This is a genomic window from Streptomyces diastatochromogenes (genome assembly GCF_002242805.1).
Classification (GTDB): Bacteria; Actinomycetota; Actinomycetes; order Streptomycetales; family Streptomycetaceae; genus Streptomyces; species Streptomyces diastatochromogenes.
The window spans coordinates 10,131-36,465 of the sequence record NZ_MCGQ01000072.1; the positions used below are offsets into that span (position 1 = coordinate 10,131).

20 protein-coding genes and 5 pseudogenes are annotated in these 26,335 nt (G+C 69.8%); 12 read left to right on the forward strand and 13 right to left on the reverse strand.

Annotated elements, in window-relative coordinates; genetic code table 11:
* The first annotated feature begins 44 nt into the window (after positions 1–44).
* Genes BEK98_RS44755 through BEK98_RS44775 form a run of 5 tightly spaced genes read left to right on the forward strand, consistent with a single transcriptional unit; the run spans position 45 to position 9,404 of the window.
* Positions 45–1,580 (forward strand): DUF2397 family protein, encoded by a 1,536-nt coding sequence (locus BEK98_RS44755; protein WP_094222589.1) that lies wholly within the window; start codon positions 45–47, stop codon positions 1,578–1,580.
* Positions 1,577–2,872 carry a DUF2398 family protein gene (locus tag BEK98_RS44760; protein WP_094222590.1) on the forward strand — a complete coding sequence of 432 codons (1,296 nt, stop codon included), beginning with the start codon at positions 1,577–1,579 and terminating at the stop codon, positions 2,870–2,872. Before BEK98_RS44755 ends, BEK98_RS44760 begins: the two co-directional genes overlap by 4 nt.
* Positions 2,869–7,878: an SbcC/MukB-like Walker B domain-containing protein gene (locus BEK98_RS44765; protein ID WP_094222591.1), complete on the forward strand. Its 5,010-nt coding sequence runs from the start codon at positions 2,869–2,871 to the stop codon at positions 7,876–7,878. Before BEK98_RS44760 ends, BEK98_RS44765 begins: the two co-directional genes overlap by 4 nt.
* Entirely contained in the window at positions 7,878–9,110 is a 1,233-nt protein-coding gene (locus tag BEK98_RS44770; RefSeq protein ID WP_094222592.1) for a DUF2399 domain-containing protein, read from the forward strand. The genes BEK98_RS44765 and BEK98_RS44770 overlap by 1 nt, the downstream gene beginning before the upstream one ends.
* 54 nt (positions 9,111–9,164) lie before the next feature.
* Positions 9,165–9,404 (forward strand): barstar family protein, encoded by a 240-nt coding sequence (locus tag BEK98_RS44775; RefSeq protein WP_244202258.1) that lies wholly within the window; start codon positions 9,165–9,167, stop codon positions 9,402–9,404.
* Positions 9,405–9,500: 96 nt separating this feature from the next.
* On the opposite strand, the pseudogene BEK98_RS44780 reads toward BEK98_RS44775, so the two are convergent.
* Positions 9,501–9,823 (reverse strand): annotated as a pseudogene (locus BEK98_RS44780) (transposase); the annotation flags it as partial.
* On the opposite strand from BEK98_RS44780, the gene BEK98_RS44785 reads away from it, so the two are divergent.
* Complete coding sequence (locus tag BEK98_RS44785) at positions 9,766–10,146, forward strand: hypothetical protein (protein ID WP_425276663.1); 381 nt, start codon at positions 9,766–9,768, stop codon at positions 10,144–10,146. The pseudogene BEK98_RS44780 and the gene BEK98_RS44785 overlap by 58 nt on opposite strands.
* Positions 10,147–10,260: 114 nt before the next feature.
* Here the strand turns inward: BEK98_RS44785 and tpg are convergent, their stop codons facing one another.
* On the reverse strand, positions 10,261–10,818 hold the full coding sequence (tpg, locus tag BEK98_RS44790; protein WP_094222593.1) for a telomere-protecting terminal protein Tpg: 558 nt from the start codon (positions 10,816–10,818) through the stop codon (positions 10,261–10,263).
* A gap of 6 nt (positions 10,819–10,824) precedes the next feature.
* Positions 10,825–13,071: a telomere-associated protein Tap gene (gene tap / locus BEK98_RS44795; protein WP_094222594.1), complete on the reverse strand. Its 2,247-nt coding sequence runs from the start codon at positions 13,069–13,071 to the stop codon at positions 10,825–10,827.
* 507 nt (positions 13,072–13,578) lie between these two features.
* On the opposite strand from tap, the pseudogene BEK98_RS44800 reads away from it, so the two are divergent.
* Positions 13,579–13,764, forward strand: a pseudogene (locus BEK98_RS44800) (transposase); the annotation flags it as partial.
* Between the two features lie 71 nt (positions 13,765–13,835).
* On the forward strand, positions 13,836–14,093 hold the full coding sequence (locus tag BEK98_RS44805; RefSeq protein WP_094222595.1) for a DUF6221 family protein: 258 nt from the start codon (positions 13,836–13,838) through the stop codon (positions 14,091–14,093).
* A 20-nt stretch (positions 14,094–14,113) separates the two neighbouring features.
* On the opposite strand, the gene BEK98_RS44810 is transcribed toward BEK98_RS44805, so the two are convergent.
* Genes BEK98_RS44810 through BEK98_RS44820 form a run of 3 tightly spaced genes read right to left on the reverse strand, consistent with a single transcriptional unit; the run spans position 14,114 to position 18,280 of the window.
* Positions 14,114–14,458 (reverse strand): Pepco domain-containing protein, encoded by a 345-nt coding sequence (locus BEK98_RS44810; RefSeq protein ID WP_094222596.1) that lies wholly within the window; start codon positions 14,456–14,458, stop codon positions 14,114–14,116.
* Positions 14,433–15,701 carry a CHAT domain-containing protein gene (locus tag BEK98_RS44815; protein WP_167444429.1) on the reverse strand — a complete coding sequence of 423 codons (1,269 nt, stop codon included), beginning with the start codon at positions 15,699–15,701 and terminating at the stop codon, positions 14,433–14,435. The genes BEK98_RS44810 and BEK98_RS44815 overlap by 26 nt, the downstream gene beginning before the upstream one ends.
* A gap of 8 nt (positions 15,702–15,709) precedes the next feature.
* The gene (locus BEK98_RS44820) at positions 15,710–18,280 is read right to left on the reverse strand and encodes a hypothetical protein (protein ID WP_143684248.1); all 2,571 of its coding nucleotides are present in this window, start codon (positions 18,278–18,280) and stop codon (positions 15,710–15,712) included.
* Positions 18,281–18,734: 454 nt separating this feature from the next.
* On the opposite strand from BEK98_RS44820, the gene BEK98_RS44825 reads away from it, so the two are divergent.
* Complete coding sequence (locus tag BEK98_RS44825; RefSeq protein ID WP_094222599.1) at positions 18,735–19,091, forward strand: DNA ligase-like domain-containing protein; 357 nt, start codon at positions 18,735–18,737, stop codon at positions 19,089–19,091.
* A 162-nt stretch (positions 19,092–19,253) separates the two neighbouring features.
* On the opposite strand, the pseudogene BEK98_RS50535 reads toward BEK98_RS44825, so the two are convergent.
* Positions 19,254–19,427, reverse strand: a pseudogene (locus tag BEK98_RS50535) (hypothetical protein); the annotation flags it as partial.
* 188 nt (positions 19,428–19,615) lie between these two features.
* Here BEK98_RS50535 and BEK98_RS44830 point away from each other — a divergent pair.
* Entirely contained in the window at positions 19,616–20,752 is a 1,137-nt protein-coding gene (locus BEK98_RS44830) for a serine/arginine repetitive matrix protein 1 (RefSeq protein ID WP_143684249.1), read from the forward strand.
* Entirely contained in the window at positions 20,749–21,843 is a 1,095-nt protein-coding gene (locus BEK98_RS44835) for a site-specific integrase (protein ID WP_244202259.1), read from the forward strand. Before BEK98_RS44830 ends, BEK98_RS44835 begins: the two co-directional genes overlap by 4 nt.
* 106 nt (positions 21,844–21,949) lie before the next feature.
* Here BEK98_RS44835 and BEK98_RS44840 read toward each other — a convergent pair whose 3' ends face one another.
* From BEK98_RS44840 to BEK98_RS44850, 3 genes are all read right to left on the reverse strand, one after another.
* On the reverse strand, positions 21,950–22,861 hold the full coding sequence (locus BEK98_RS44840; protein ID WP_094222601.1) for a helix-turn-helix domain-containing protein: 912 nt from the start codon (positions 22,859–22,861) through the stop codon (positions 21,950–21,952).
* 11 nt (positions 22,862–22,872) lie between these two features.
* A complete protein-coding gene (locus tag BEK98_RS44845) occupies positions 22,873–23,139 on the reverse strand; it encodes a hypothetical protein (protein ID WP_094222602.1) in 267 nt (88 codons plus the stop codon).
* Positions 23,140–23,680: 541 nt separating this feature from the next.
* Positions 23,681–23,983: a hypothetical protein gene (locus tag BEK98_RS44850; protein WP_094222603.1), complete on the reverse strand. Its 303-nt coding sequence runs from the start codon at positions 23,981–23,983 to the stop codon at positions 23,681–23,683.
* 202 nt (positions 23,984–24,185) lie between these two features.
* On the opposite strand from BEK98_RS44850, the pseudogene BEK98_RS50540 reads away from it, so the two are divergent.
* Positions 24,186–24,452 (forward strand): annotated as a pseudogene (locus tag BEK98_RS50540) (hypothetical protein); the annotation flags it as partial.
* Here BEK98_RS50540 and BEK98_RS48325 read toward each other — a convergent pair.
* The 3 genes and pseudogenes from BEK98_RS48325 to BEK98_RS44865 form a co-directional block, all read right to left on the reverse strand.
* Positions 24,448–24,556: pseudogene (locus BEK98_RS48325) on the reverse strand (IS5-like element IS4811 family transposase); the annotation flags it as partial. The pseudogenes BEK98_RS50540 and BEK98_RS48325 sit on opposite strands and share 5 nt — an antisense overlap.
* 29 nt (positions 24,557–24,585) lie before the next feature.
* The gene (locus BEK98_RS44860) at positions 24,586–25,284 is read right to left on the reverse strand and encodes a restriction endonuclease (RefSeq protein ID WP_094222605.1); all 699 of its coding nucleotides are present in this window, start codon (positions 25,282–25,284) and stop codon (positions 24,586–24,588) included.
* Positions 25,281–25,550 (reverse strand): hypothetical protein, encoded by a 270-nt coding sequence (locus BEK98_RS44865; protein ID WP_244202260.1) that lies wholly within the window; start codon positions 25,548–25,550, stop codon positions 25,281–25,283. Before BEK98_RS44865 ends, BEK98_RS44860 begins: the two co-directional genes overlap by 4 nt.
* Positions 25,551–26,335 lie beyond the last annotated feature (785 nt).

The following is a 26,335-nucleotide window of genomic DNA, read 5'->3' on the forward strand; positions in this document are numbered from 1 at the left end:
AGGAAGCCCTGTACACGTGGGGAGCGTACGAGGCGAGGGGCGGAATGGATCAATCGCGACAGTGGTGGCGGAGCGTTCTGTCCAGCGACTGGACTGTGTTCGCCCTGCCCGAGGACCTGGTGCGGGAACGCTATACGGCCCTGCTGGCTGCGTTGGAGGAATTGTCCACTCGCGGCCCGATGTGGACACCGGCTCAGATCCTCGAGCAACTGCGCACCGTGGGTTACCACGATGGGCTGGCCGAGGAGCAGTTACTGTCGTCGCTTGAGCAACTGGTCAGGTGGGAGCTCGCCAAGCCGTTCAGGGACTATGCGGCGCCGGTGCGCAACTACCGCGGGGTTATCTCGCGGCAGGAGGCCTGGGCGTTGACGCTGCGGGGGCGGGCGCTGGTAGCCGCGGTGCGGGCAGCGGTGCTGGACTCCCGTCGTGCACTGCAGTTGCCGAGTCGGCTGCTGGACGGTGTGGAGCAGACGGTCCGCCGGTTGCTGGAGCATTTCAAGAGTGATCCTGGGCTGCTGACGGGTGATCTCGATGATGTGCGGGCCCGGATCGATGAGCTCCAACGGGTGACGGCCGACTTCTACGGTGCGCTGGCGCAGATGGTCCAGTCCGATGTCACTGACGACGACGTGTTCGGCAGGAACCGGGACCGGGTACTCGAGGCGCTGCGGCAGTTTCCGCGGGAGTACGGGCGGGCGTTGCGGCGGGTGGGGGACGCGCTGGCGGCGTTGCGGGAGGTGGGTCACGGTCCGGTCGTGGAGACCGCGGCCGTGCACGCAGGTCTGGTGGATCCGGCCGAGCAGCAGCGCTGGGTGGACGAGCGTATCCGTCGCTTGGCCGACTTGGAGGCGTGGTTCACGCCTGACGGGACGGTCTACCGGTTGATCGCTTCGGCTACTGGCGCTGTGCACACGCTCTTGATCGCGATCGACCGGCGGTACGCGGCCAGGAGGCGAGGTGCGGATCTGGGGGCTGACTTCCGCTCTGTGGCGCGTAGTTTGCACCGGCAGGGAGGCGAGGTGCAGGCTCGGCGCGTGTACGGGGCGGCGTTTGGGGACTGGCCGGCGTGGCACGCTCAGATCGGGCCGGCTGAGGAGGACGTGGCGCATGCGACGGTGGCGGCAGCCGGACTCACGGTGCACCGCGTAGAGGTGACGCTGCGTGAGCACGAGCGGGTGGGGAGGCCTGGTGGCAGGCCCCGGAAGCTGGCGGACACCACCATGGACCGAGAGAGCGCGCTGGCGCGGGCGCGCGAGGAGGCACAGCTGCGCCGCCGGTTTGCCCGGGTGCTGGTGACGCCTGGAGAGGTGGGGCTGGAGCATTTCGCGGGGTTGGCGGCGGATGCTTCGGTGATCTTGCTGCGGGCGGTGGAGGCGGCGCTGCAGGAGTTCGACCCTGTGCTGGGGTTCGGGTCTGCGGTGGCCGAGGGGGCCAACGTCGTGGTGCGGGTACGGCCAGGGATGGCAGACCGGCAGGTCCGGGTGGAGTTGGCCGAAGGGGTGCTGACCGGCCCGGATCTGCGTATCCGTGTGGATGCGAGCGAGCGGGCCGACGAAGCGGTTGTGCAGGGGGCGGCATGAGCGGCGAGGTGTTGGAGGCCGATCTGCGGGATGCGGCCCGGGTGCTGGTGGATCGGGGACGGCTTCGGGCCGAGGCTGAGCCGGAGCTGTACCGGGCGGCTGTAAAGGGGCAGGCCGCGTTGGCGGGGTTGTTCCGGTCGGAGTTGGGCTGGACGTTCGAGGTGCTAGAGGTGGCGCAGCTGGTCCGGCTGCACAAGCGGCGTGTGGATGTCCCTGGTGACCGGGGACCTTCGGTGGCCCGCGGCGGGGGCCGTCCGGTGCTGCTGTCGCAGGAGGCGCTGGTGCTGGTGTGTCTGGTGTGTGAGCAGTTGTGGCGGCGTCCGCGGTTGAGCGTGCGGGAGTTGATGCAGGCGCTTGCGCAGGTGTGCGCGGAGGAGGCCGCCTCGGGTGGGCTGCCGCGGGTGCAGTGGGTGGCCGGGGAGGGGACGTCGAAGCAGGAGGCCCGCTGGCACCGGCAGAACCTGGTGGACGCGTTGCAGGTGCTGGAGGCTGAGGGTTCGGTGGAGGCGGATTCCGACCTGGAGCGGGTCGTGGTGGACGAGGACGCTGACCTTGTGGTGACGGCATCGAGGGACCGGTTGGCGGCGCGGTTCTCGTCGCTGTCCCCCGCGCTGCTCGGCCTGGACGTGCTGCCCCCGCAGGAGCATGCGGCGGCTTTGTCGACCGCTTCGTTGCTCGACCCGGTGGTGCCGGAGCCGGACCAGGTGGCGTCGGTCGAGGAGCGGCGGTTGCAGGCGCTGCGGCGGCTGGTGGACGACCCGGGAGTGGATCCCGTCGACGAGCAGACGCCGGGGACGGCGTACCTGCACACGCTGGCTGGCCGGGAGCGGGGACTGGCACTGATGTCCAGCTTGGGGTTGGGGGTGACAGTGCGCAGGGACTGGTGGGAGGTCACCGATCCCAGTGGGCTGGGGACCGCGATGGACTTCCCCAACGGGCGGCGGATGGAGCGGCAGGCCGCGTTGGCGCTACTGGCTCATCTGGCCGAGCGGGACCGGGCCGGTTCGGTGGTGCAGGTGAGTGACGTGGTGGATCTGCTGGAGGGAGTGCGGGCGGTGATGCCGAACTGGGCGGCCGGCCACAAAGCGCAGCTTCCGGCGTTGGCGCGGGCAGCGATCGGTGAGTTGGCGGCCGCGCGGCTGCTGGTGCCGGTGGAGGGTGAGGCGGAGCAGTGGCGGGCGACGCCTGGGGTGCACCTGTGGCGGGTGCGGGTGGCGCACGCGGCCCGCGGCACGGCGGGGCCGGAGCCCGGTGGGGCGTCCGGTGTCGAGCCTGGTGAGGGAGACGCGTGAGGATCGCCGGAGACGGACCTGTCGGGGCCGGTGACGCCGGGCTGGGGGTGCCGGTCGCGGAAGGCAGGTGGCAGCCCACGCGTGCCGGGGTGGTGAACTCCTGGGCCTGGGCTGAGGAGGAGCTGCTGTTCGCCGACGGGTGGCTGACACTCGCGGGGCCGAACGGGTCAGGGAAGTCCTTGTCGGCATCGATGCTGGTCACGGTGCTGTTGGACGCGGATGTGTCGCAGACCGCCTTGTCGGTGTCGGGGAAGGCAGCGGGGACGTTGCTGAGCCGGCACACCGACCGGGACGAACAGCAAGACCGCACGGGGGTGTGGTGGCTGGAGTACGGACGGCGCACCGATGGCAGGGCTGTGGAGTATGTGACGACCGGGTTGTGGTTGAGGGCGGTCGGCAAGGCGGTGCACCGGGTGTTCTTCCTGGCGCGAGGGCGGGTCGGGGAGCAGCTGCGGCTGCAGGTGGACCGGGAGCCGGTGCGGATCGGTGACCTCGCAGCGCAGTTGGCCGCCTGCCAGGGGCAGGCCTTCACCTCCAGCGCCTCGTCTGCTGCGCCGAACCGGGCGCGGTTGTCGGAGCATCTGCGGGTGATCGGGGACGAGCACGACTACCGGCGGGCGGTGCGCGAGGAGTTGTTCGCGCCGCTGGACGAAGTGCAGTTCGACGCGCTGGTGGGGGTGCTGCGCAGTCTGCGCAGCGTGCGCACGGCGGAAGCGATCTCTGCGGCGGAGATGGGCCGGTTGCTGTCCAGCGCGCTGCCTGCGTTGGACAGTGAGCGGCTGACGGTGATCGCTCAGGCGATGGAGCGGATCTCTGAGCTCGAGGACCAGTTGGAGCGTGCCCGGACGGAAGAGAAGCTGCTGCAGGGCGCGGAGCGGGCGTATCGCCGGTATGTGGAGGCGGTGGCAGTGGTCGAAGCTGCCTCGCTGATCACGGCGAACACCGGGTTCGACGCTCAGACCAGGCGTGAGCGCCAGGCGAGTGAGGAGGCGCAGCAGGCCGAGGGGCGGGAAGCCGAGGCCGTAGAGCTGCTGGCCGGGACGCGGGCCGAGATCGGGGAGTTGGAGGGGCGGAAGAACGCGGCGGAGGAGGAGCTGCGCGGGCACGCGGGCGCGGTCCTTCCGCAGCGTGAGCAGCGGGCGGTCGAGCTGGCCGCTGCTGCCCGCACGGCGGCCAAGCGGTCGGATGAGGTCGGTGCGGAGGCATTTCGGGCCGAGGGCGCCGCCCGGGATTCGGCGGATGGGGTCCGGTCGGCGCAGGGCGCCGTGTCGGCGGTGTCCGGGCCGCTGCGGGTGGTGGGGGGCCGGCTGGGCGCTGATGCGGCCCTGGAGGGGCTGCTTGCCCTCGACGAGCGGCTGGTGGCGGCCGAGGCTGCGCCAGTGGCCGCGGGGGTGGTCGACGGGGCGTGCGCGGCGCCGCTGGCGTGGGTGGACACCCGGCTCTCCCAGTTACGGAAGGTAGAAGCCGCGCTCGGGGACCATGCGACGGCGCAGGGACTGGAAGTCGCGGCGGCGGCCGACCTGCGTGAGGCCGAAGGGATCGAGGAGACGGACCGGGCCACGGCCGACCAGGCGGGCCAGATGCGGGCGCTGGCCGAGGACACGCTGCTGGAGGAGATGCGGCAGTGGGCGGACGCGGCAGTGGAGCTGCGCGGTCCCGCCCTCGAACTGCTCGTGCGGGACGGTCGCGGCGACGGGGAGCGGTTGCCGGTCGGGAAACTGACGGCAGGGCTCGCGCAGGTCGCGGGCGAGGCGCGGGCGAGGATCGACGCAGCAGGGCACCACCGGCAGGCAGCTGCGGACCGCGCGGTGGCCGAGCAGGCGGCCGGGACCTGGGAGCAGGCACGCACGCTGTGGGAGCAGGAACTCGGCGCGGCCGAGCATGCCTCGCAGGCGTTGCGCGGAGCGCAGGAGGAGGCCCAAGAGCAGGACGCGGCCGAGCAGAAGGCCCGCGAGCAGCACCAGGAGACGCACCGGCGGCAGGTCGCGCAGGCGGAGGCCGCCGTCGCGCAGGCTCAGGAGGCAGCGGACGGGGCCGAATCGGCAGCCGTGGCGGCCTGGGAGCAGTGGCAGGGACTGGTCGGCGTGTGGCGGCATGACGCGGTCCTGATCGATGTCGGCATGGTGCCGGAGCCGGCCGGGGACGGGGCCACGGTCGACGCCGCGCAGACAGTCGCGCAGATCCAGGTGGCCCTGGAGCGGGCGCACGCAGCGGCCGCCGGACGACTAGAGCGTGCGGCGGACGCCGCCGACCAAGCGGCGGGACTGGCGCAGGAGACGGTCCGCGACCTGGAGCAGCAGCTGGAGCAGGCCCGGCAGGCGGCGCCGGTGCCACCCGCACCGCTGTGGCGCAGCCGACAGCCCGTGGACGGCACCCCGTTGTGGGCGCTGGTGGAGTTCGCCGAACACCTGGCGGACGGGGCCAGAGATCGCCTCGAGGGTGCTCTGCTGGTCAGTGGCCTGCTGGACGCACTGGTCCGCGCCGACGGGCAGGCGGTGGCAGGGGATGTGACCCTGCGCCCAGGAGCTGCGGTGGCGTCGGGGGCGAGTCTGGCGGACGTGCTTCGGCCCGACGTGCAGGGCCGGATCGCCCCCGAGCAGGTCCATCAACTGCTGCGGTCGATTCCCCTGGACCCGTCGGCGGGCGATCAGTTCACGATCGCGGTGGCGACCGCGGTCGCACCAGCCGGCTACCAGGCACGGTTCATCGGGCGAAGCGCCCGCGAACGCGCCCGGCTCCAGCACGTGGCCAGCCTGGAGCAGCAACTCGACCAGGCGAAGGGGGCATTGCACCGGGCACGCGAGGAGACTGCGCGCGCTCGCGCCCGGGTCGACGCCGCCGCGGTGGAGCGGGACCGGTTCCCCTCCCCCGCCGGGTGGGAGCAGGCCTGCGAGAGGTGGCAGGGCCTTCTCCAGGCGCTGCAGGAGACCCGCAACCGGTCCGCTCAGGACATCCGCCTGGCCGAACGCGGGCTGGCGCAGGCACTGCACGCCTTGGACGCGGCTGCCGCGCGGCGCCGCACCGCGCTGGAGCTGCTGGCCCAGGAGGCACGGCACACCGAACAGGTGGCGGCCACGGCACTAGCTGCAGCCCGGACGGCTGAAGGAGCGGCGCGGGAGACGGCCGGAACCGCGGCCGCCAGCCACGCCGAGTGGGAGCAGGCGAAGGAAGCCCAGGTGCAGGCCGATGCCGAGCAGGCCGGTTTCCCGCTGCTGGAGCCGGTCTCCTCGGCCCAGCAGCAAGAGGACGACGCGACCGAGCAGCTGCAACACTCCATCAGGCGCACAGCCGACGCGCGCGAGCGGCACCGTCGGGCCGGCGAAGCCGTGCGTCAGGCGCTGCGGGCGTTGAACCGGGTAGCCGACGCGGGCGGCGGCACCGTGCTGCCCGCGGATCCGAAGGCGGCCGACGCCCACCGCGAGGACACCACCTTGATGTTCCGGCAGGTAGAGGCCTGGCGGGGCGCCGCACGGCGGGTGATCGACCTCGCGGAACGGGCACGCCAGGACGCGGCAACCTCCGGGCGCTGGGGCACCCTGGCGGCCGACGCAGCCCGGGAGGCAGAGCAGGCTGCCGTGGATTCGGGGCGCGAGAAGGCGGCTGTCGAGGAGATGCGGCGCCTGCACGGCGCCGAGTACGAGGAGCTGCGCGCCTCGCTGCAGGAGGTCACCGGTGCGCTCGGCCGCGCCCGGGCACGGGTGGAGGAGCTGCAACGCGCCAAGGAGAGAGCTGCTGCTGACTCGGCGTCGGCCCGGGCGCGGCTGGATGAGGTCGCGCCGCTGCGCCAGGCGGCCGAGGAGCACCGCGATGCCTGCCTTACGCGGTTGGGCCGGCTCGTCGACGAGGGCCTGGCCCTGGTCGGCGAGGACATCTCCACCGGGCCGGAGGGCCGGCCCGCGAACCTGACCGCAGGACTGGCCTGGGCCAGGCACCTGCTGGCCGACCGCCCCACCGGGCCAGGCGCGGGAGTGGGGGCAGACCGGCTCACCGCAGCGTCCCGGGCCCGGGACAGTGCGTTGAAGACCCTCGAGGGCGCCGCCCGCACCGCCAACAGCGCACTGGCCCGGTTCAACCGCCAGATCATCCTCACCAACGTATCGGGCACCGGTTGGCAGCGTGCCGAGGTCGCCGATCCGGCCGCCGCCCGCGGCCAGGACCTGCGCGCAGCGGTGGAGGCACTGCGCGCGGCAGTCGCCCAGCTGGAGCAAGACCTGCGCGCCGACATCAAGAAGGCCATCAAGACCAGCATGTTCGCCCAGCTGCAGCGCGACGTTCAGGTCCGCCAGGATCTCGCGCAGCAACTGGTGCGGCAGATCGGCCAGACCTTGGAGGACGTGCGTACCGGGGTGGCACGGGTGGGCGTGAAGGTCGAGTGGGCGGTGCGCAAGGACGCGGACGCGAAGGCCATGGTGGAACTGGTGAAAAGTCCCCCCTCGGACGAGATGTTCGAGCGGATGTATGACGTGCTGCGGCAGCGGATGGACGAGTCCGTCGGGGACACGTGGGCGGATCGGGTCGCGCACACCTTCGACTACCGGGCCTGGCACGAGTGGACGATCTCGGTGACACACTCCTCGTTCAGCGACGGGGGCAGCGACCGCTTCAAGGAGGTCAAGCCGCGCGGTATGAACCCGCTGGAGACGTTGTCGACCGGGGAACGGCGCCTGGCCACGATGCTGCCTCTCCTGGCGGCAGCGTGGTCAATGTACAGCGGGGAGTACCGCGGGCCGCGGCTGCTGTCGATCGACGAGCTGGACGCGGCGTTCGACGACGCGAACCTTCGGCAGATGTTGGGACTGCTGCGCCGGTGGAAGTTCGACGTGCTGGCGACCGCGCCCTCGATGACCCCAGTGATCAAGAAAGAGGCAGGGCAGGTCGTCATCCACCAGGTCATCACCAGCGGGAAGCACCGCGTGACGGTGCCGTGGCTGTGGCAGGGCCACGGGGAAGCGCAGCCGCTGACGCTGGACCTCGGCCTGGGCTTCGACGATGGGATCGTCTGCTGATGGGCACGACATGGGAATGGGTCGCGGGCGATGAGGCGCTGGCCCCACTGTGGGCCGCCGTGCACGACCGGCTGTGCGCCGGGACGGATCCGGCAGCCATAGCAAGTGTGCGGGTGACCGGTCTACCGCCGGCGGGGGTAGCGGCGCTGCGGGCGTGGCTGGACGACGCGGGCCGACTACGGCGCGGCACCTCCGCAGTCGTCGTGGACGCCCGCGGGGCGCGAGTGCCGGTACGAGCGCTACGCCAGGTGCTACGGCTGGAACCGCAGGACTTGGTGGCACTGGTGGAGCAGGCTGTGGGACGGCCGGTGATCGACCGCGCACGGCAGCGCATGAGCGACACGGCGCTGCGCCAGGATGTGTGGCAGTACGCGGCCACACAGCTGCCCGCGTATCCGAGGCTGGTCGCGCGGATGCGCGCCGCCGGGATCGGCGTCGACGAAGGCACAGGGGTGCGCAGGCTGATCGACGCCCTCGCCGCCGTGGCCACACGACTGCCGGCCGACCCGCCGGTCTCACTGCCCAAACTCGCCCACGACACCGCCGACGACCCCCACTTCTTCGACCTCGACACCCCCGCCGGCAGCCGACTCGTCACACTGGTCGCCGAACTGACCGGACAGACGGAGCCGACACGGCCGGACCGGATCCGCGCCCTGCTCGAGCAGACCGGAGTCGTACCTGACCGGCTCACCGCCACCGTGCTGCTCCACCACGTCCAGGCCATCGGCGACGGACCGGTCGACCGGCGCCTACGCGACGCCGTCGCCCCAGTCGCGCTGCACCTGTTCGACCTGACCCGCACTCCCCCACGTCTGGAACCGACCCAGGCGCTCACCGTGGTGGAGAACCCCTCCGTCCTCGAAGCCGCCCTCGCCCGCGGCCACACCGCGCCGCTGGCGTGCACCAGCGGACAGTTGCGCGCCGTCGACCACGCCCTGCTGCAACTCGCCGTCGACCAGGGCGTAGCACTGCAGTACGCAGGCGACATGGACGGCCCAGGGCTCGGCATCGCACACACCGTCGCCCGCCTGTACGGCGCCAGACTCGTCGCCATGGATCTGGCCACACTCCACGACGCGGGAGCCCACCCGTCCGCGGTACCTCTGGGCCCGCTCCCCGCCGAAGACATCGACTTGCAGCTCGCCCACGAACTGCGCGACGTGGGGCGGGTGGTGTTCCAAGAACACGACGCCGTTTTGGACCGCCTCCTCCCGCCCACCTCCACCTAGAGCCTGTCTCTTTGGACCGCTCCCGCCTGGAAGAGGGTTGGTTAGTCTGCTGCGATGGCCGAGAAGACAGAATCGGAGCTGGTGGTCGACCTGCGGGGTCGGTCGATCGAGACACTCGATGACTTTTGGGACGCCGTCACCGAACCCTGCGGCCTGCCGCAGCGGTTCGGTCGGAACACGGATGCCTGGCGGGACACGATCCAGACCCGAGGCATCTCCGAAGTCATCGACAGCTACGACATCCTGGTCGTCCACGTGGACAAACGGGGGAGTCTTCGCTGCGCGGGACCGTGAGGCCCGGGCGCTACGAAGCGCGTTTGCGGGGCGGCAGTCGCGACTGGTCGTGCACGAGCCGACCTGACTGCCACGCCGTGGGCCGGCTATCCCGGCTCAGCGGCGGGCCCAGATCAAGATGGCCGCCAGGTGCCGGGCCGCCTGGTAGGCCAGGGCGAGCTTGTCGGTGCGCATCGCCAAACCACGCCATTGCTTGAGGCGGTTGATGCACCGCTCGACGGTGTTGCGCTGCTTGTACGCCTCGGCATCGAACCCCGGCGGGCGACCTCCGGCACGGCCTCGCCGCAGGCGGTGTCCGACCTGTCTTCGGCGGGTTGCGGCATGACGGCACGGATGCCGCGTCGGCGGAGGTGCCCGCGGATTGCACGGGAGGAATACGCACGATCCGCGAGGACGGCCTCCGGCCGGGTCCTGGGTCTGCGTCCTCGACTACACCGGCGGCGCCCTGGTGATGCCCATGACCGTCCTGGTCGAGCAGTACTGGCGCGAGATCAGCTCGGGCCTTGCCCAGCATGCCATTCCGGTCCGGCACTTCGTCCTCCATGCCGACCAGGACACCCTCCGGGCGCGCATCGCGGGCGACACTGTTCTTGGCCCCAACTCCCCGTTCCGTCTCCAATACCTTGAGCCCTACGCCGAGGCGGCCCGCACGTGGCTGCATGCCGAGGCCGAGGTCGTCGACACCACGCACCTCACACCCGCCCAGGCCGCCCTGCAGATCGCAGAGGCTGTCAAGAGTTGAGAAAAACGACCTGCCGGGCGTCAAGCCTCACAGGTGACAACAAGCCTGCCTATGTGACAGCTAGCGCGCTTCGGCTCAATGCGGCCCTCCGGGGCTCTCAGTGTCCGGGGACGCCTACAGGTCGAACTCGACGTGCTCGATGTCGGTGAAGCGAACCTCCTCCAGGGTGCCGGCGCGGCGGCCGTTGTCCTGGAAGTACACGTCCTTGAGTGCTTCGGCGGTGATCTGCTGGAGCTGCTGGTCGGTGGCGCCCTGCTGCTGGGCGTCGAAGAGGCGGGCGGCGTACTGCGGCGGTAGAGCGACGGTCAGGTGCCGGAGGCGGGCGTCGTCGGTGGAGCCGATCGGGGCGGTGTAGCCGATCCGGGCGCGGGTGTCGATGACGATGCCGCCGGTGGTCGCTGCCCGCTGCCGCGCGTTGGCGCGGATCTGCGGCTGCCACCGCTTCCTCACCTCGTTCTCCATGCGGGCGGCGAGGTCCGGGCGCGGCCTTTTGATCTGGTCCTTGACGTACCGCTCGACGGTGCGCTGGGAGATCCGCAGCATCTGGGCGACGGCCCTGGTGCCCTTGAGCTGTTTGACCAGGTACCGCATCTGCGCGCCCGCGCTCTTCGGGATCGGGCGCGTGAACGCCCGCTGCACCGCCGTGTCCAGGCCGTCCCCGAACATGCTCATCGCGGTCTACTCCCCGGTGTCCTTGTTGGTGACCTCGCCGGTCTTGATGTAGCGGGCGAGGTTGAGGTCCGGCGCCTGGAACTGCTCGCGCACGCCCTCGCCCCACAGCACACTCTGGGTGCCCTCGTGCTTGACCATCCCGGGCGAGACGCCGAGCCGCCAGCCGCCCGGGAGCGGCTTGCCGTCCCGGTAGGGCAGGAAGTCCAGTGGGCTCGGTCCGTCGGAGGCGTAGACGGCGCAGTCGGAGAGGATCGCGACCGGGTACTGGCCGGTGAACGCGGCATGCTTGACGATCTTGCGGTGCATGTTGATGCGTGTGCGGGCGATGACCGCGGCGCGGATGTCCGGCCGCCACGTCGGCCGCTTGAGGGCAGGCCACGGCTGGCCGGGCTTCCAGCCGCCGCCCCGCGGGCGCTCCCTCAGCTTGCCGATGCCGCCCTTCACCGTCGCCTTGATCGCGGACACGACGATCGCGAGCTCAGGATCACGCTCCTTGTGGCCGTCCATCGCCTCGAGGAACTCCTGCGGCAACAAGTCTGCGGACACGCCGAGGTCGGCCATGGTGTCGACGTAGGCGTCGCGCAGCCGGTTGTACCAGGCGTCCAGGTAACGGCCGTTCTCGTAGCGGACGTATCCCTCGATCGGCGCGACGTCGTAGCCGAGCTCCACCGCGTAGGCGACGGTCCGCGTCTCGTACCAGGCCGGGCCCTGCGGGCGCTCGCCGGTCGGCGTGAACGGGCCGGGCAGCAGGCCGGCATCCAGCTCCACCCACTCCTTGCCGGCCTTCACCCTCGACAGGTCGACGTGGGAGAGGTCGACCAGCCACGAGCCGGGCAGCTTCGGGTCGAACACCGGGTTCTTCACGTTCGTCGGCGCGCCGAGGCCGACGACCAGGCCGTTGGCGCCGGCGGCGAAGGCCATGTTGACGTCGATACCGACCAGGAACCGCTTGGTGCATTCGGCGTCGGTGAGCGGGCGCGCCCAGTCATACGCCTCCTCCACCAGGACCTCCGCCGGGGTGCGGCGGTGGAAGCGCGGCAGGTCTGCCAGCAGGGGGTGCCCGTCGGGAACCTCGCACGGCGCCGGATCGACCGGGTCCTTGCCCAGGCTGCCGGGGTTGTGCTCGCTGTGCCGGTTGCCGTTCTCGTCCGGCTCGGATGCGCGGGTCGGCGGGTGGAAGGCGGTCATCAGCTCCAGGCCGGTCACGGCCGTCGACCCGCGCGGCGTCATCACCCGGGACGCGTACGTCCCGAGCAACTGGGCGAGTTCGGCCGGCGGAAGGTGTGCGGCGTCGGCCCAGTGCCGGGTGTCGAGCGCGTTCCATGACGGGATGCACAGCTGCACGCAGTTGCGCTGCGCGCCCTGCGCCGGGCGGTAGATCCGCGCCCACGGTCCGAACCCGCGTCCGGTCAACTTCCAGTCCGCGCGCGCCAGCTGCTTGATGACCTTGTGGTCCTCCGGCAGGCGCCCGGCCAGACGCTCTTCGTCGGTGAGGGCGGCCGGCAGGCCGTAGCGCTCGCACGCCGACTCGGTCAGCACGATGAGCGGGTCGGCGTCCTTGCCCGACCCGACCAGCTTCGGCTGCCCGAGCTGCGCTTCCTTCAGGGTCCAGTCGACCAGGGACGCAAGGGATTTCGCGGGCACGTCTAGGACCAGACCGCCGACGCAGTACGCCAGCAGCTGACCATCCACGACGTCGACGACCGCCAGCGGACCGTTCTCGAAGCCTCGTTCACTACCCGCGGGAGTGTGCGCCCCGGCGGCCACCTGCGCGTCCGAACGACGTGACGTCGGCACTGGCCTGGCTTCGATGCGCTCCGGACGCGACGGCGCAACCGGCGCGGCGGCGGTGCCGGTGGCGGCAGGGCGCGGCCGGGTGCTCTCGGAAACGGTCACGGTCGCAGATCCGGGCGCTCGCGTCGCGACAGTGGGCGCCTGCGTCGCCGTAGCCGCGTCGCCGGTAGGCGTCTCCGGTCCTGGTGTTTCCTGCACGGGCAGGGCCGTGTCGGCGGGGGCGGGGTAGAGCTCCGCGAGCTTCTTCAGCAACCGCGCGTACGCGTCACGCTCCGGCGGCCGCGGCTCGGTCTTCCCGGACTCCCAGCCACTGACCGTGGCACGCCGCACCTTCAAAGCGGCAGCCACCTCATCCACCGTCAGGCCGTGAGCCTTCCGCAGCCGCCTGCGCTCCTCGGGCGACGGCAGTGACGCGCGGGACGCAACCAGCGCATCGACCGCATCGAACAACTCAGACACGACAGCACCTCCTGACCCACACCCTATCCCTTGAAGCGTACGAATCGCGCACAATTAGCGTGCGTTTTGCGTACGGCTCACCTCTGCTCTCCCTCGATCCTTTGCGCAACTGGCGGTACGGAAAAGCGACGGCGGTGGGAGGTTCGAGGGCACCGTGTTCTCCGCCGCTGACTTCGGCAGCTTCGAGTTCACGGGCCCGACGCCTTTCGCAGAAGCCCGCTTGTCGAGGGAGTCGTAGGTGCAGATGTCGGCCAGCGCCGGGATCTGGTCCTCACCGGGGCAGACGGATGCCGTCTGCCCCGGTCAGGGCGCTGGCCTTCGCGGTCGAGGTGACGTGGGCTGCGACCAGGTCGTCGCAGCCGGAGGGGTCTGTCCCCTTGCGGTGCAGGAGCCTTTGCAAGCGGTCGGGTACCCGTAACCGGCGCCGCCGGTGTCCGTTGCGCCCGGCATGGACGAACTTCTCGACCCTTCTCGGTGATACGACGGCGCCTTCTCGGCAGTGAAGCGCGGTGTCGCGCCGGCGGTCGCCCGCCGGCCTTCGACGCCGAGGTGTACAAGCAGCGCAACGCGGTCGAGCGATGCATCAACCGGCTCAAGCAGTGGCGCGGTCTGGCCCTGCGGACGGACAAGCCCGCCATCGCTTACCAGGCCGCACTCCACCTCGCCGCCATCCTCATCTGGGCCCGCAGGTGACCCAGCTCCGCAGCTGAACTGATCACAGTGAGCCCACCCGATGGCCCTTGCTTCTGCGCGAAGATCAACCCATGGACGACCTCGTGAAGTTCCTTCGGGACCGCAACATGGAGGACAACCACGCCTATGCCGAGGTGGCCCACCGCTTCGGCGCCGACGCCCTCCTCGACAGCCACCTGCCGATGCTCGACCTGGTCGACATGCTGGCCAGGGACTACCAGGCAATGGACCCGGCGGATTCACGTCACGCAGGGCTCGCGTACGCGCTCAAAGCGCTGGCGCAGTCGTACGCCGAGCACCCCCAGTACCGCCAGGAGTGGCGGCCGTAGGCCGACCAAAGAGACATCCCCTAGCCCCGCGTGAGCCGGAAGGTGATCCCCGCCTTCCCGGCCAGCTCGCCGCCGGAACCGAGCAGCGACACCGTGCCCTTGGCGCTCACCTCGGCGCTGAATGTCACCTCGTTGAGCTGAAACTCGCCCGATTTCTGCGGAAGTGAGTCGATTACACCACGCATGGTCGCCACAAACTCACCAAGTCGGGATTGAAGTTCCTCAGCGGGAATCTCCGTGCGGGCGGCCCGCCATTCCTCTAGGCGCCGGAACTGAAGCCTATCGGCGCGGTCTTGGTCCGTGTCCTCCAACCCTAGGACGCTGATCGTCCCGGCTGTCTCAGGGGTGGGCTGCGTCTGTGGCATGGGATCTCTCCTCGGGGGTCGGACGTACGTGCAGGCTGGGGTCAGCGTATGTGGCGTAGGTGAGGCCGAGTGGGTTGCGCAAGGTGTGCAGGAGGTGCCGGCGCGACTCGAGGACCGCTCTGCCTAGGGGGATCCGGTGCACGAGAAAGCGTTCATACAGTGCCTTGGAGAAGGCGGCGGCGACGTCGTCGGGAATCTCGGTCTCGGTGCCGATGAAGCCGCGATTGCCGTTCGTGAGGAACAGGTACGGGAACGATGGCGCCCCCGGGGCGCGCATCCGGCCTGAGCCGCAGGCGTTCATCATCACCAACGGCAGGTCGAAGGTGCGCTGCGCCTGGCTCGCGCCGAGGGCGACGAGGTCCGCGCCGAGGGCACCGAGAGTGGTGCGGGAGTGGCAGCCGGCGCCGCTGAGTTCGATCTCGGCGGCGAGCGTGTCCTCGGAGCGGGTGTAGCAGTGGCAGGCAAAGTGCTGGACCTGGTCGGGTAGTTCACGGAGTGTTCCGTCGAGGCGAAGCCGCGGGTCGAAGATCTGCTCGGCCAGACTCGGCGCGCGGTCGGTACCATCGGGATAGGGCCCTTCCAGATCGATGTGCGCTCCGCCAGCGTCGGCGAACCATGCCAGTTCTTCCACCGCTCCGTGGAGGTGCTCGTAGTACAGATATCGGGTGGGGACACGGCCTTGCGGCCCGGTACGCAGTGTGTTCCCGCCACGGATCGGGGCGGGCAGTATGGTGCGTTTCACCACGCACGAGAAGCCGACGAGTGTGCGGCAGGCCGTGATGAATTTATCCCGCGTCTTGACGGGCGGGCCGGGGAACATTCGGAAGAGTGGAAGGAACTCCAGGGGCAGAAATCCGTCCTTGCTACCGACGCATTCGACGAGCGGAGGCGGCATTTCGGGGTTCATGCCAAGCGGCAGGGCGTCGTTCCAGAACGTCTGCAACTCTTTCAGGATGGCCTGCTGGGAGCCGAACAGAATGAAGAGCAGGGTGCGGCCGAGGCCGTGCAGGCTCTGGAAGACCCGGTTAAGGTCTTTGTCCTCGACGGCGAGCCCGGTGAGTTCGTCCTTGAGTCGGGTCAGTCCCGCATCAAGCTCCTGCCGGACCTTGAGCAGCGCGTCGCTACCGATGAGGGTGGCGCGCACGGGCGGGATGCCCAGGCGACGGGCCGTGAACTCCAGCCGGGTAGCCTCGCTGGTCGTTATGACGCGCACGTAGATATCCGGCGGCGGTGCGGCGTTCATAGCTTCGTTCATACGCCGTCCTCTGCTTCGTCCGAGTCAGTAGCATTGGGGGCAGCCTCCGCCTTGATCTTGAGAGCAACGACTTGGACGAGGTGGCCCGCCTGGTAGAGCTGGAACCAGACCTCGTGGCTGCCCTCTTCCTCAGACGTCTGGAACCGGAATGTCGTTTGCTTTTCGTCCTCGACGAGAAGGTTTTGGCGTTGGGGCAGTGGCGTGAGCGTCGAACTGTCGGCCATTACGTCGAAGGACACGGTCCGGGCATCCCGGCCGCCTTCGACACGTACCGGTTCGAACACGAAGAAGTCCTTGCCCGGGTGGCTCGCGACAACTGGAGGGAGGTTCGCCGCCCGCTGATCGCGTACGACGGACACCACCAGATTCACGCGCCGACCTACCGGTGCCTTGATCGTCCCACCGTCGACCCGTACCGGAGGCCGCTCCTCACTCTGCATCCGCCGGTCCAGCTCGATCGCGAAGTAGCCGACGAAGTTCGTCAAGGGAGGACCAGTCACGGACTCCTCGAGCGTGGAGCGGATCGCGGCCCGGACGTCCTCGTGGAAATTCTGCTGGAGATACGTCAGATGGTCCTTGAGTTGGCGGCTGACGGGCTCGGCCGCGCTGTCGGAAATTTCTTGCGCGAGCTGAGCCAGATCGGCTTCCGTAAACATGGCTCGCGCTGGTTCCTCTTCCGCCAAGGACGCGTGTTCGCCCCGGATGGCCTGGCGCACATCAGCCCGTAGGCCACTGCGCACCTGGTCGGCTACATCGACGGCGAGCTGGTCGAGTCGGCTGCCAGGGAGAGGTCCAGTGTCCTCGGCGAACGAATGCGGCGGGCGTCGACCCGGATACTCGGACGGGCTGGGCTCCTCCGGACGACGTCCCGGATACTGGAAGGAGTCACGGTCACCGCTCAGCGTGGAGGCCAGTCGGATCATGCCCGAGGGGGTCTCCGGCAATTCGAGGTGCAGGCGGCGGGCCATGTCATACCGCAAGACGTCGATCGCGTCCGCCTTAGCTGCACAGACCTCAACCAGTAGTCTGCGTGCCTGCGTCACCGCGACCGCCGCGACGAGCAGCGGCCCCACAACGAGCAACGCGGGCGAGCCGCTCTCCAAGCGGAAGCCGCCGAGTCCGGCGAGCGCGATGAACAGCCACACGGCCGCCGTGCACACGGCGCTCGCAACGACAATCCGCCACGCCAGCACACCTCGTTCTCTGCGCCGCATCTCTGTTTTGACCTGGTCCGGGGCGACCAGTTCGATCCGGGGCCACATCTCGTCGATAGCGAGCCCCGTGGCAAGGGCGGTATCGCGGTAGATCGCGATCACCGCAGCGGAAGGCAAGGGGTGTGCGAGTTTATGGAGGGCGGAGAGAAACTTGCGCTCATTCGGCATCAGTTCGCGAAGATGCTCGATGTGGCGATTCCAGTCTTCCTCCCACTCCTGCTGCTCTCTCTGCCATTCACGCTCGTAGTGCGGGTCGTAGGCGTGGTGCTGCGAGTCGGAGCCCGGAAGCATCGAACGTTCAGGGTCGGCATGTGCCAGCCGTCGTACGCCGCCGATCAATGCAGCCAGCCAGCGCTGTGGTGGCGCCGTTCCCGTCCAGGCCAGAACGGCACTCTGCGCCGCCAGGAGGATCGCGCCTGCCCCCGCGAGATAGCTCAGGCCCAAGAGCCGATCGTCGCCGGGGCCCCACCCGGAAGAGCTCCGCCCCGACGGGTTTCCGCCCCAGGCCGCCCACGCGAGGCTCGCCAAAGGTACGAGAATCCCGGCGAACTGGACTCCCAGCGAAGCCGTGCTGCTATAACCCTTTTCGGCCCACGGCCACGAGAAAGTGAAACTCATGGAGTCGCCGAACACCATCGCGCCGATGTACAGCAGAACCAAAGTGCCGACGCCGCCCACCCACCATGCGGACGCGGTTTCGTCGCGCACCGCAAACTGAGCCACCACACCTGCCACACCCAGTACCGCGATGCAGCCGAACACCTTGTCGTACGTGTCCCAGGCCGACGAAAACTGTGAGTCCAAGAACCAGAAAGCGGCAGCCAGCGCCACCATTGCGCACCCCAGGCACCAGGCCGCCCACAGTGGTCCTTCCATGGCGAAGCGCACGGTGAGCCAGCCGACGCACACCTCGGCCAGCGCGAAGGTGGCACAGGCCGAGGTTTCGGCAGGGATGTAGCCCGAGTACTTGCCACTGATGGCGGCGGTGCGCCAGATAGCGCCGAGGAACAGCGCAAGGAGGATGCCGCCGGACGCCCAGGCCGTTCCGTAGTCGTGATCTCGGGCGAGTCTCGCAGTAATCAGAATCAGCTCGGCCGCCAAGGCCGTCGCCAGCGCTCCCGTGGTAGCCAGCCGAAGCTTCGCATCCGACGTGCCGGTCCGGCCGGCGCGTGCGACGGCCAGCTCGGCGCACCACACGGCGGCGCCGGCGAACAGGAGCCACCCAACGAGCAGCGGCAGTCCTCGCGCCGGAACGTCGCGCACGGGAAGGCGCACGGCAACCACGCCACCTGCCACAACCAGGAGCAAGGCGTTCGTAGCGAAGAGGGTGCCGCCGCGTGGCGTACCTGTCATCGCTGGCATCACACACCCGTCGGTTGCTCTACACGGAACTCCTCATGAGGTTGACCAGTTGGAATGCCTGACACGATGCTTCCGGCGAATCACCACCCGGCTGGCGCACAGCATCGAACGGAACCGAACGAGCACAGGGCGGTGCCGTGATGTCGCGGCCGATCGGGTACGGGCGGGCAGGGGCAGGACGGTGGCACTCTGACGCAGTGCGTCGTTTTCGAGACTGAGCTGCCGTACGACTCCTTCGTGCAGGGCTAGGGTGCCACGCAGGTCGGTGCTCTCCAGCCTTAGCCGTCGTGGTTCGCCTCCACCGCGCGATGTCCGGGTGCCCAGCCCTCACCAGAGCCGTAGCTGCTGTCGATCCCCAAACCGGGACTGGGAACCTAGCTGCAGAAGGTGGGTGCCTTGAGATGCAGCCGGGCCGTATGTACAGCGCAGCCAAGTCGTCCTGGACGTGCTCGCTGACGTCGGTCCGCCGATCGTGCCGGTGTGGTCGACAACCGACCTGGACGAGGCTCTGCTCTGGTACGAGGCGCTCGAAGGCACGGGCGTGGAGGGGATCGTGGCGAAGCCGCTGCGGGGTGCCTATAAGGCGGGCCGGGTCCGGGCGAAGATCAGGCACGCGGACACGGTCGACGCGGCCGTGGTGGGGTTCACCGACACGGCCCGGCGCCCGAAGGCGCTCGCTGTACGGCTGCCCGACGGACACGTGGCGCTATCCCAGCGGCTGACCACCGCACTCTCCACCGTCGTCGCCCCGCGCCTGGTCACCCATGCCGGGCGGGTGTTCCCGAAGGCCGGCGACTCCTAACGCCCGCCGGGGGCGATGCCGTGGTGGAGGTCGTGGCGGCCACGACCCGGCACGCGGTCGCCACCGCGTGGCTGCGCTCACCTCCGGCACGGCATCTGCTGGCGCTGTGGCCGGGCTGACGGGCTGGCGCAGGTCCAGGTAGCAATCCAGCCGTACGCCGGGCTGGTCAACGTTCCGCGTCGCCCGCCCCGCTGTCGCCGTCGCCCACGGTCGGCAAGCATCTACTGGAAGGCGAGCACGGTGACGTCGTCGGCGGCCTCTGGACCGGGCCTGCCTGGAAGACGCCCGGCATCTAACGGTCGGACAGCTGGTGGCTGCCCGACCCCGGCAGAGCACTCAGCTGTCCGCCGAACTGGCTGCAGGTGCTGCGGTCCGGGCGCGGATTGCCGAGGTGGAGCAGCGGGAGGAGGAGGCGAAGAAGTGGGTAGCGGCGTTGGAGGAAGAACGCTAGCTGTCACGCCAGCGCGCCGGTGGTGACTGTCGCATCGGATAAGCTCTCGTTATCCGACGCGACAAATAGGGACATGACGCCGGGTCAGGGTAAAAGGTGGGGACGGGCGATGACGTTGGCCGGAGAGCATCAGGAGAGTGGCGGCGCCACGACGCCAGCCGCCGCGACCGAGGCGAGCGCGCAGCCGAGACGTTGGGTCAGGCCCCGCTCCGCCCCTCCGCAGCTGGACTTTCCGCTCGTGCGCAACGGGCTGGACTACCTGGCGAGCGTCGTCGAGCACCTCGACGAGACGGAGTCGATGGTGACGCACCGGGACGTGAAGTACGCCGTGCTCCACCTCCAGGCCGCCGTGGAGGTGCTGCTGAAGGCCCGGCTGATGGCCGAGCACTGGAGCCTCGTCTTCAGTGACCCGCATAAGGCCACGCGCAAGACCCTCGACGAAGCCACGCTCTCCAGCGTCTCCACTGAGCAGGCCGTGACACGTCTGCAGAACATCGCGGGCGTACCGATCACGCAGAAGGAAGGCAAGGCCCTCAAGAACCTGACCGAGGACCGCAACAAGTTGCAGCACTTCGGCCTGACCGCGCCCGCCCCCGTGATCGAGGCCCGGGCGGGCGAGGTCCTCGACTTCCTCATCCGCTTCATCGACGACGAGCTCCTGCCCCGACTGGGCCAGGAGGAGAAGACTGAGGGCGAAGCGTCACTGAGCAAGTTGCGTGGTGGCTTGGCCAGCATCAACACCTTCGTCCGGGAGCGAACCAACCGCATACGCGGCGAGGTGACGCGGGAGGGCGCCGAGAACCGGACCATTCAGTGCCCTGAGTGCGAGCAGATGGCGCTCGTACTCGGCGAGTCGACGGGCCCGGCCGGGGAGCTGGTGCGGGCCGCTTGCCGGTTCTGTGCCGGTCGCTGGGAACCGGAGGAACTGCTGGCGTACTTCCTTCCTGAGGGCCAGGAGGAGCCAAGCGGACTCAACGCCTGCCCGCAGTGCGGGGAGTGGGCGCTCGGGTGGGGGGTGCGGGTCCTCAGTGACCCCATGGAGGAGGTGGCTTTCTGTTTCGCGTGCTCCGTCGCCTTCCCCTCGGTCGCTCCGTGCGACCGCTGCGGGCGTCCGATCGACGCCACCGGCGGCACCGATCTGTGCGGGAGCTGTTGGGAGGACGCCGTGGAGGACCCCTCAGATTACGGTTACAGCGAGGACCAGTGGTGACGGCATCGGAGAGCACGGCGGTCATCCCCTCCGAACACCCGCCGCTCGGCTCGGCGGCCGCCGAGCGCCAGGCGCTCATCAAGCAGTGGGCCGAACGCCACGGCGTCGACACAGCCCGCCACCTGGCCGAGGCCGAGAACCTGGCCGACGCGGTCGCCGCCGAGATCACCCCCGACAACACGCTCGACACCTACGCCAAGAGCTGGCGGGTGTGGGGCAGGTTCTGCGCCTCCACCGGCCTGCCGGAGCTGGAGGGGTCCCGGGGTGCGCTGGTGGCGTTCGTGACCTGGATGCTGCGCGAGGGCCAACAGGGCGGGACCGGCTACGCCGCCAGTTCCGCCGGTACCCACCTCGCGGCCGCCGTCGTCGGCCTGCGCCAGCGCGGCGTCACCGTCTCCGGCGACGACCAGGCGGAGGCTCGCAAGGCGCTGGAGGGCCTGGCGGTGAAGCTGCTGCAGGACGGCGAGCGACGCGGCCGCGGACAGGCGGTGAGCGCCACTGTCGACGGCCTGTACGTCGTTGCCCGGGCCTGCCCCGACACCCTCACCGGCTTCCGGGACAAAGCCCTGGTGCTTTCCGGCTTCCACTACGCCTCCCGCTCTCAGGACCCGGCCGGGTTGCTCACCGGCGACGTCACCCTGCACCCGCGTGGCCTGGTCGTCGCCGTGCTGACCGGCAAGACCAAGCACAGCGTGCGCAACGCGAAGATCCCGTACGCGCAGGACCCGGAGATCTGCCCGGTCCGCGCGTACGTCGCCTACCGCACCCGCCTGGCCGCCGAGCAGGGCGAGCAGTGGGCCGACCCCGCTACTCCGGCCTTTGTTGGTATCGACCGCTGGAGCCACGTCACCGGCGGCATGGGGCCGGACAGCGTCACCCGCGCCATCAAGCGCATCTCGGAGCGGGCCGGCGTGCCGATCTCGTGGACCGGGCACTCCCTGCGCATCGGCCTGGCCTCCACCGGCCGCAAGAAGGGCAAGGACGGCATCGCCATCGCCGAGCAGGGCGGCTGGGCCCGCCACTCCCGCTCCATGCTCGGCTACATGCAGATCGGCGACGGCTGGGACGACAACGCCGCCGGCCTGACCTGACCACCCGGCGCCCGACGGGTCAGTCCCGGTCGGACCCATTGGACCTAACGGGTCCGACCGGTGTTGGGCTGCGTCTGCCCCTTCCCCGGCGATGGAGCGGGCGCCATCAGAAGAGGGGGGCGGCAGCCTCCGACTCGGGGTCGCCGATGGGGATGGACAGCTGCCCGGGCACGGGCCGCTCGGGGACCTGGGGCGACCGCCCTGGCCGCCGCCGACCGCGGCGCAGGCCCGTGTTGGAGTGGTGCTTCACTTCCGCCGCAGCCCGGTGGAGCACACCGTTGCTCGTCACGTACAAGTGGCCGTCTGCCTCTTGGAGCTCCCGGAGCTTCCGCAGGTACCTCATTTCATTCAAACCGGGCGTCTCCGTGTACAGCGCCGCCAGGGCGCGCGCGGTGGCCGAGGGGTACGCGTCCCGCGCGGCGATGGTCAGATCGGCGAGGTCGTTCTGCTTCTCCTGCCGCCATGCGCGTGTCCAGGCGGCCTCCCAGTCCGGCCATTCCGCTTCCGGCACCTCGCAGGCCCTCATGTACGCCTGGAACTGCTGAAGGCCGTGCGGCACGGCCTGCTTGTTCACGATGCGGTGCGCGGTGCTGCGCGGCAGGGCGCCGTACCCGCCCGCCCGCTGTGCCATGGTGCGCTGGGGCGGGGAGCCGGCCTTCTCGTACAGCTCCACCAGGGCCGCGCTCAGATCGATGAAGTCGCGGATGAACTCCGGGCGCGGGGCGGGGCGGCCGCGGCCGCCCCGCGCGAGGCGGGTCTCCTCAAACCGTGCCCGCTTCCACAGACGCCGTGCTTCCTCGGGCGAGGCGTCGCACGCCCGGGCGTAGTTGAGCACGGTCGGCAGCTTCGGCACGGTCTCGCCGGAGGCGGCCCGCTGCAGCGTCGTGGCGTGGCAGCCGGCCCGCACCGACAGCGCCCGGTAGCCCTGCCGAGTGCGCTCCCGCTGCTCGCGCAGCCACTCCTGCAGCTCGCGCAACGCCGTGTTGCTGGTGATGAGCGGTTTTTCGGGGCGGCACATGACCCGTCACCTCACGCAGCCGGGGCCAGCAGGGCGCGCAGCGCGGCACGCAGGCTGCGGGTGGAGGCCCCGGTGATCAGGCCGACCAGGAGGACGGCGATCAGCCCGGCGCCGATGAGCAGCTGCAGCACGAGGGGCAGTGTCATGCCCGCGAAGGTGACCAGGGCGGCTGCCATGGCGATGATCACGATGATGACGACGGCCTCGGCGCCGCCGAGGCGCCGGTGGGACGGGGTGCCGCTCTCCACGCAGGAAACGGCGGAACGGGGCTTGGGCACGGGGCCTCCCTGTTGTCGGGTCCGGCGACCCGCGGCCGCCGGACACCTGCCACTGACTCCAACTAGGCGAACCACAGGGGCGGTTGCCGCCGCCCTCGGCGTGGTGCGTGGAAAAGATGGTGGCAGCTGCAAGAGGCAGTCAGTCCCCGTCCCGGCTCTTTCGGCGGGGTTTGATGCGTCCGCGCCCTAACGCATCCATAGATGCGTGGGTGCGAAAAATGCGACGCAGAGTCAGCGTTCTGCCGCGTACGCAACAGTGACCTGCGGTTCCGGCACCGCAAACAAGATCTCAAAATGTGTCAGTCCCTCGTGGTAGTGAACGAATTGATGCGCCCATGCCCCAATCTGGCTTGCGCCAGGTTGGCGGCGCTGCGACGATCCGCGCACCTGGGCTTGCACCGAGAGGGGCGGGCCCTGCCCTGATTGCCGCTGACTCCAACCGAAAGCCGAACAGGGACTTCACGGTCTCGCGTTGCCGCGCGAGATCCCGCCGAGAGCCGGTAACCGCAGCGCGGTGCCGGCTCTTTCGGTGTGTACGGGCTCAGTCGGCGAGGGCGTCCACCAGCTGTCGCAGCGCGAGCAGCGCGTCGCGTGCGCCGGAGGTGTCCACCAGCTCCAGGAGCGCCGCCGCCGGATCGAGGACGTCGACCAGGCGCCCGGACCGGACGGACGGAGGCATACCGCGCAGCGCGGCCCGGAAGACGGACCCGCTCCAGTGCACCCGGGCCAGGTCCCCGGCGAGCGCGAACTCGCCGTCCGCCGGGCACCAGCTCCCGTCGTCGTACGCCGCCAGGAGCGCGCGGGCATCCCGCTCCAACGCGTCGGTCATCGCGGTGGTCGTCATACAGGGTCCAACGACGCCGGGCAGGCAGCGTGGCGGGCCCATGGCGTCGACTTAGCCACAAAATCGAACACGCGACCTAATTGTGGTTATGGAGCACGCACCCTTTCCCCGCGACCTGATCGAGCTCCAGGCGGACTGGCAGCGCACGTACGCGGCGCTCGCCGTGCCGCGCCCAGTGCACACCACGGCACTGCGCCGCCGCCTGCCGCCCTTCCCGCACATCGACCTACCGCGCCCGCACATCACCACCAGCCATCCCAATGGGTACCTGTGGAAGCGCGACCGTGTCGATGCGTGGCTCGCTGGTGCCCCGGTCGTCTGACTCGACGGCGACTTCACCCTCCTTGATCATGAATGGGTCGCAGCGCGCGCTTCCCAAGGTGCGCCGACCCGTCTCATCCAGCCCGACCCTCGAACCGGGCTGCAGTCCGAGTACCTTGGTGAACTCGTCTTGTTGGCCGCCGAAATGGCCGTAGCCTCCGAGTGCTGGACAAGCCGTTCGTATTCGCGGACATGGCGATGGGCATGCGTGATCCAAGCCGGTGACCGTTCGCCGACCCAGCGCCGGGGCAGCTCTCTTCAGCAGTGGCACGAGGAGAGGCTCAGGAGAGCTGTGATGATTTACGGGGCGGTGGAAGCGCGGGCAGCAGTTCCCACAGCGGCCGTGATCCTGCGGCCCATGAGCCGAGCAGTCGGCGGTCGACGAGGTGCAGGCGCTGCTGCCGGGCAAAGGTGCGGCCGGGCTGGGTGATCCTGCCGTTGGTGACCATCACCACGACGTCCGCCTTGTGCACCGGGCGTCCCGTTCCGTTGAGGACCTGCAGTTCCGGGGTGCCCACAGCTGCGCCCCGATCGCCGTGCCGGCGGTGCTTGCACTGGATCACCCAGCGGCGGCCCAGCGGGTCGGTGGCCTTCACATCCGCCCCGAGATCGCCCTGCCCGCCGACCTGGACGGCGTCGGTGCAGCCGTCCCGGTTCATCAGGTCACGGATCGCGTATTCGAACTGCCGGTGGGAGAGCGCGTCCAGTTGGGCCAATCCGTAGCGCAGGGCACGTGCCTGGGCTTTTGCCCACTGCGCGCGTTGTGTGCGCTGCTGCCACCATCCGATGCTGCCCAGGACGGCGAGTACGGCCACGACAAGCAGCAGCCACCAGTGTGCGATCAGCCAGTTGACCACCATCACCACAAGGCCGAGCACCGCGATGGCGACCACGCCCAGGGCGATGTGGGCGTCCTGCCGGCTCTGTCGGCGGCTGGGGCGCCGGGTGGTGCGTCGCCTGGCGGGCGGGCGGCGGGTCATCGCCCACCTCCCAAGGCGGAGAGGTCGATCGGATAGGACACGGTCGGCGTGGGCGCCGCCCTCCGCGGCTTGGGGGTGTCGAACTTAATCGGGTACGACACCGTCGGGCGCGGTACGGCGTCTCCCGGGGATTTGCGTGTGGTCTGGTCGAAGCGGATGGGATACGACACCGTCGGCCTGGGCTGTGGGCCCGCTCCGCTCTCGTCCTGGCCGCCGGCATGGCTGAAGCCGAGGACGACCAGGCCGAAGACGGCAAAGACCGTCATCTCCCGGCGCGCTCCCGGTGCCCACCGGTAGTGCCCGCGTACTGGCGTTCCGTCCGAGCGCACGTACGGCCGGACAAAAGGCATCGAGCCCTCCCCTAAATCGTCTTCCCCGCGTCACGTCCATGCTGGCGTCGACCACTGACAACCGATCACGCTCGGCACCTCAACTGTGCTCAGATTTAGGCGAGTTCAGGACACAAGACGCTCGGGTTCCCGGAGTCTGCGACAAGGACGCCGCGCATCGGACGGCCCGTACTCAGGGGGTGGCGCCGGCCGGCGGATCGGTCTTCTCACCAGGGCAGTCCGGTCACAATGCCGTCAGACAGCAACCCCGGTCAGCCCCTTCGCCGGGCACCGTATCCCGCCTCCAACAGGCGTGCCGGTCAAGCCATTTCCATAAAGCCCGTCGTCAGCTGCGGCGCGAATTCGCAGGAGGCGCTCGCGCAGGTCACTGCACTCCCACACGCCGCAGCAGGCAGGTTGAGCCACGTCATCACCAAGGTGGTCCGGGCAGCATGCCGCAGGAGTGCACCTGGCGCGGTCCCGCACGACGTGCGAACGGGTGCGGGACCGCGTGCCCAGCCGTCCTGTCAGAGCCGGACGTACACGACCATACGGACGGTTAGGATGAAGGAGCGCTCGACGCACTGTGCGGCAACGTCAGGTCGTCAGGTTCCAGCCGAATGGCAGAAGTCCGGTGCGCCGGGGGCATCTGCTGCCTGTCAGGGTCAAATCGAGGCTGCTGCACGGTCAGGGTTGGGTGAACCAACTGGTGGTGACCGGCA

Coding starts and splice junctions, on each gene's coding strand:
- BEK98_RS44755 (WP_094222589.1), top strand. CDS start 45: ATGGATCAATCGCGACAGTGGTGGCGGAGCGTTCTGTCCAGCGACTGG.
- BEK98_RS44760 (WP_094222590.1), top strand. CDS start 1,577: ATGAGCGGCGAGGTGTTGGAGGCCGATCTGCGGGATGCGGCCCGGGTG.
- BEK98_RS44770 (WP_094222592.1), top strand. CDS start 7,878: ATGGGCACGACATGGGAATGGGTCGCGGGCGATGAGGCGCTGGCCCCA.
- BEK98_RS44775 (WP_244202258.1), top strand. CDS start 9,165: ATGGCCGAGAAGACAGAATCGGAGCTGGTGGTCGACCTGCGGGGTCGG.
- tpg (WP_094222593.1), bottom strand. CDS start 10,818: ATGAGCATGTTCGGGGACGGCCTGGACACGGCGGTGCAGCGGGCGTTC.
- BEK98_RS44805 (WP_094222595.1), top strand. CDS start 13,836: ATGGACGACCTCGTGAAGTTCCTTCGGGACCGCAACATGGAGGACAAC.
- BEK98_RS44810 (WP_094222596.1), bottom strand. CDS start 14,458: ATGCCACAGACGCAGCCCACCCCTGAGACAGCCGGGACGATCAGCGTC.
- BEK98_RS44815 (WP_167444429.1), bottom strand. CDS start 15,701: ATGAACGCCGCACCGCCGCCGGATATCTACGTGCGCGTCATAACGACC.
- BEK98_RS44820 (WP_143684248.1), bottom strand. CDS start 18,280: ATGACAGGTACGCCACGCGGCGGCACCCTCTTCGCTACGAACGCCTTG.
- BEK98_RS44830 (WP_143684249.1), top strand. CDS start 19,616: ATGACGCCGGGTCAGGGTAAAAGGTGGGGACGGGCGATGACGTTGGCC.
- BEK98_RS44840 (WP_094222601.1), bottom strand. CDS start 22,861: ATGTGCCGCCCCGAAAAACCGCTCATCACCAGCAACACGGCGTTGCGC.
- BEK98_RS44850 (WP_094222603.1), bottom strand. CDS start 23,983: ATGACGACCACCGCGATGACCGACGCGTTGGAGCGGGATGCCCGCGCG.
- BEK98_RS44860 (WP_094222605.1), bottom strand. CDS start 25,284: ATGACCCGCCGCCCGCCCGCCAGGCGACGCACCACCCGGCGCCCCAGC.
- BEK98_RS44865 (WP_244202260.1), bottom strand. CDS start 25,550: ATGACGGTCTTTGCCGTCTTCGGCCTGGTCGTCCTCGGCTTCAGCCAT.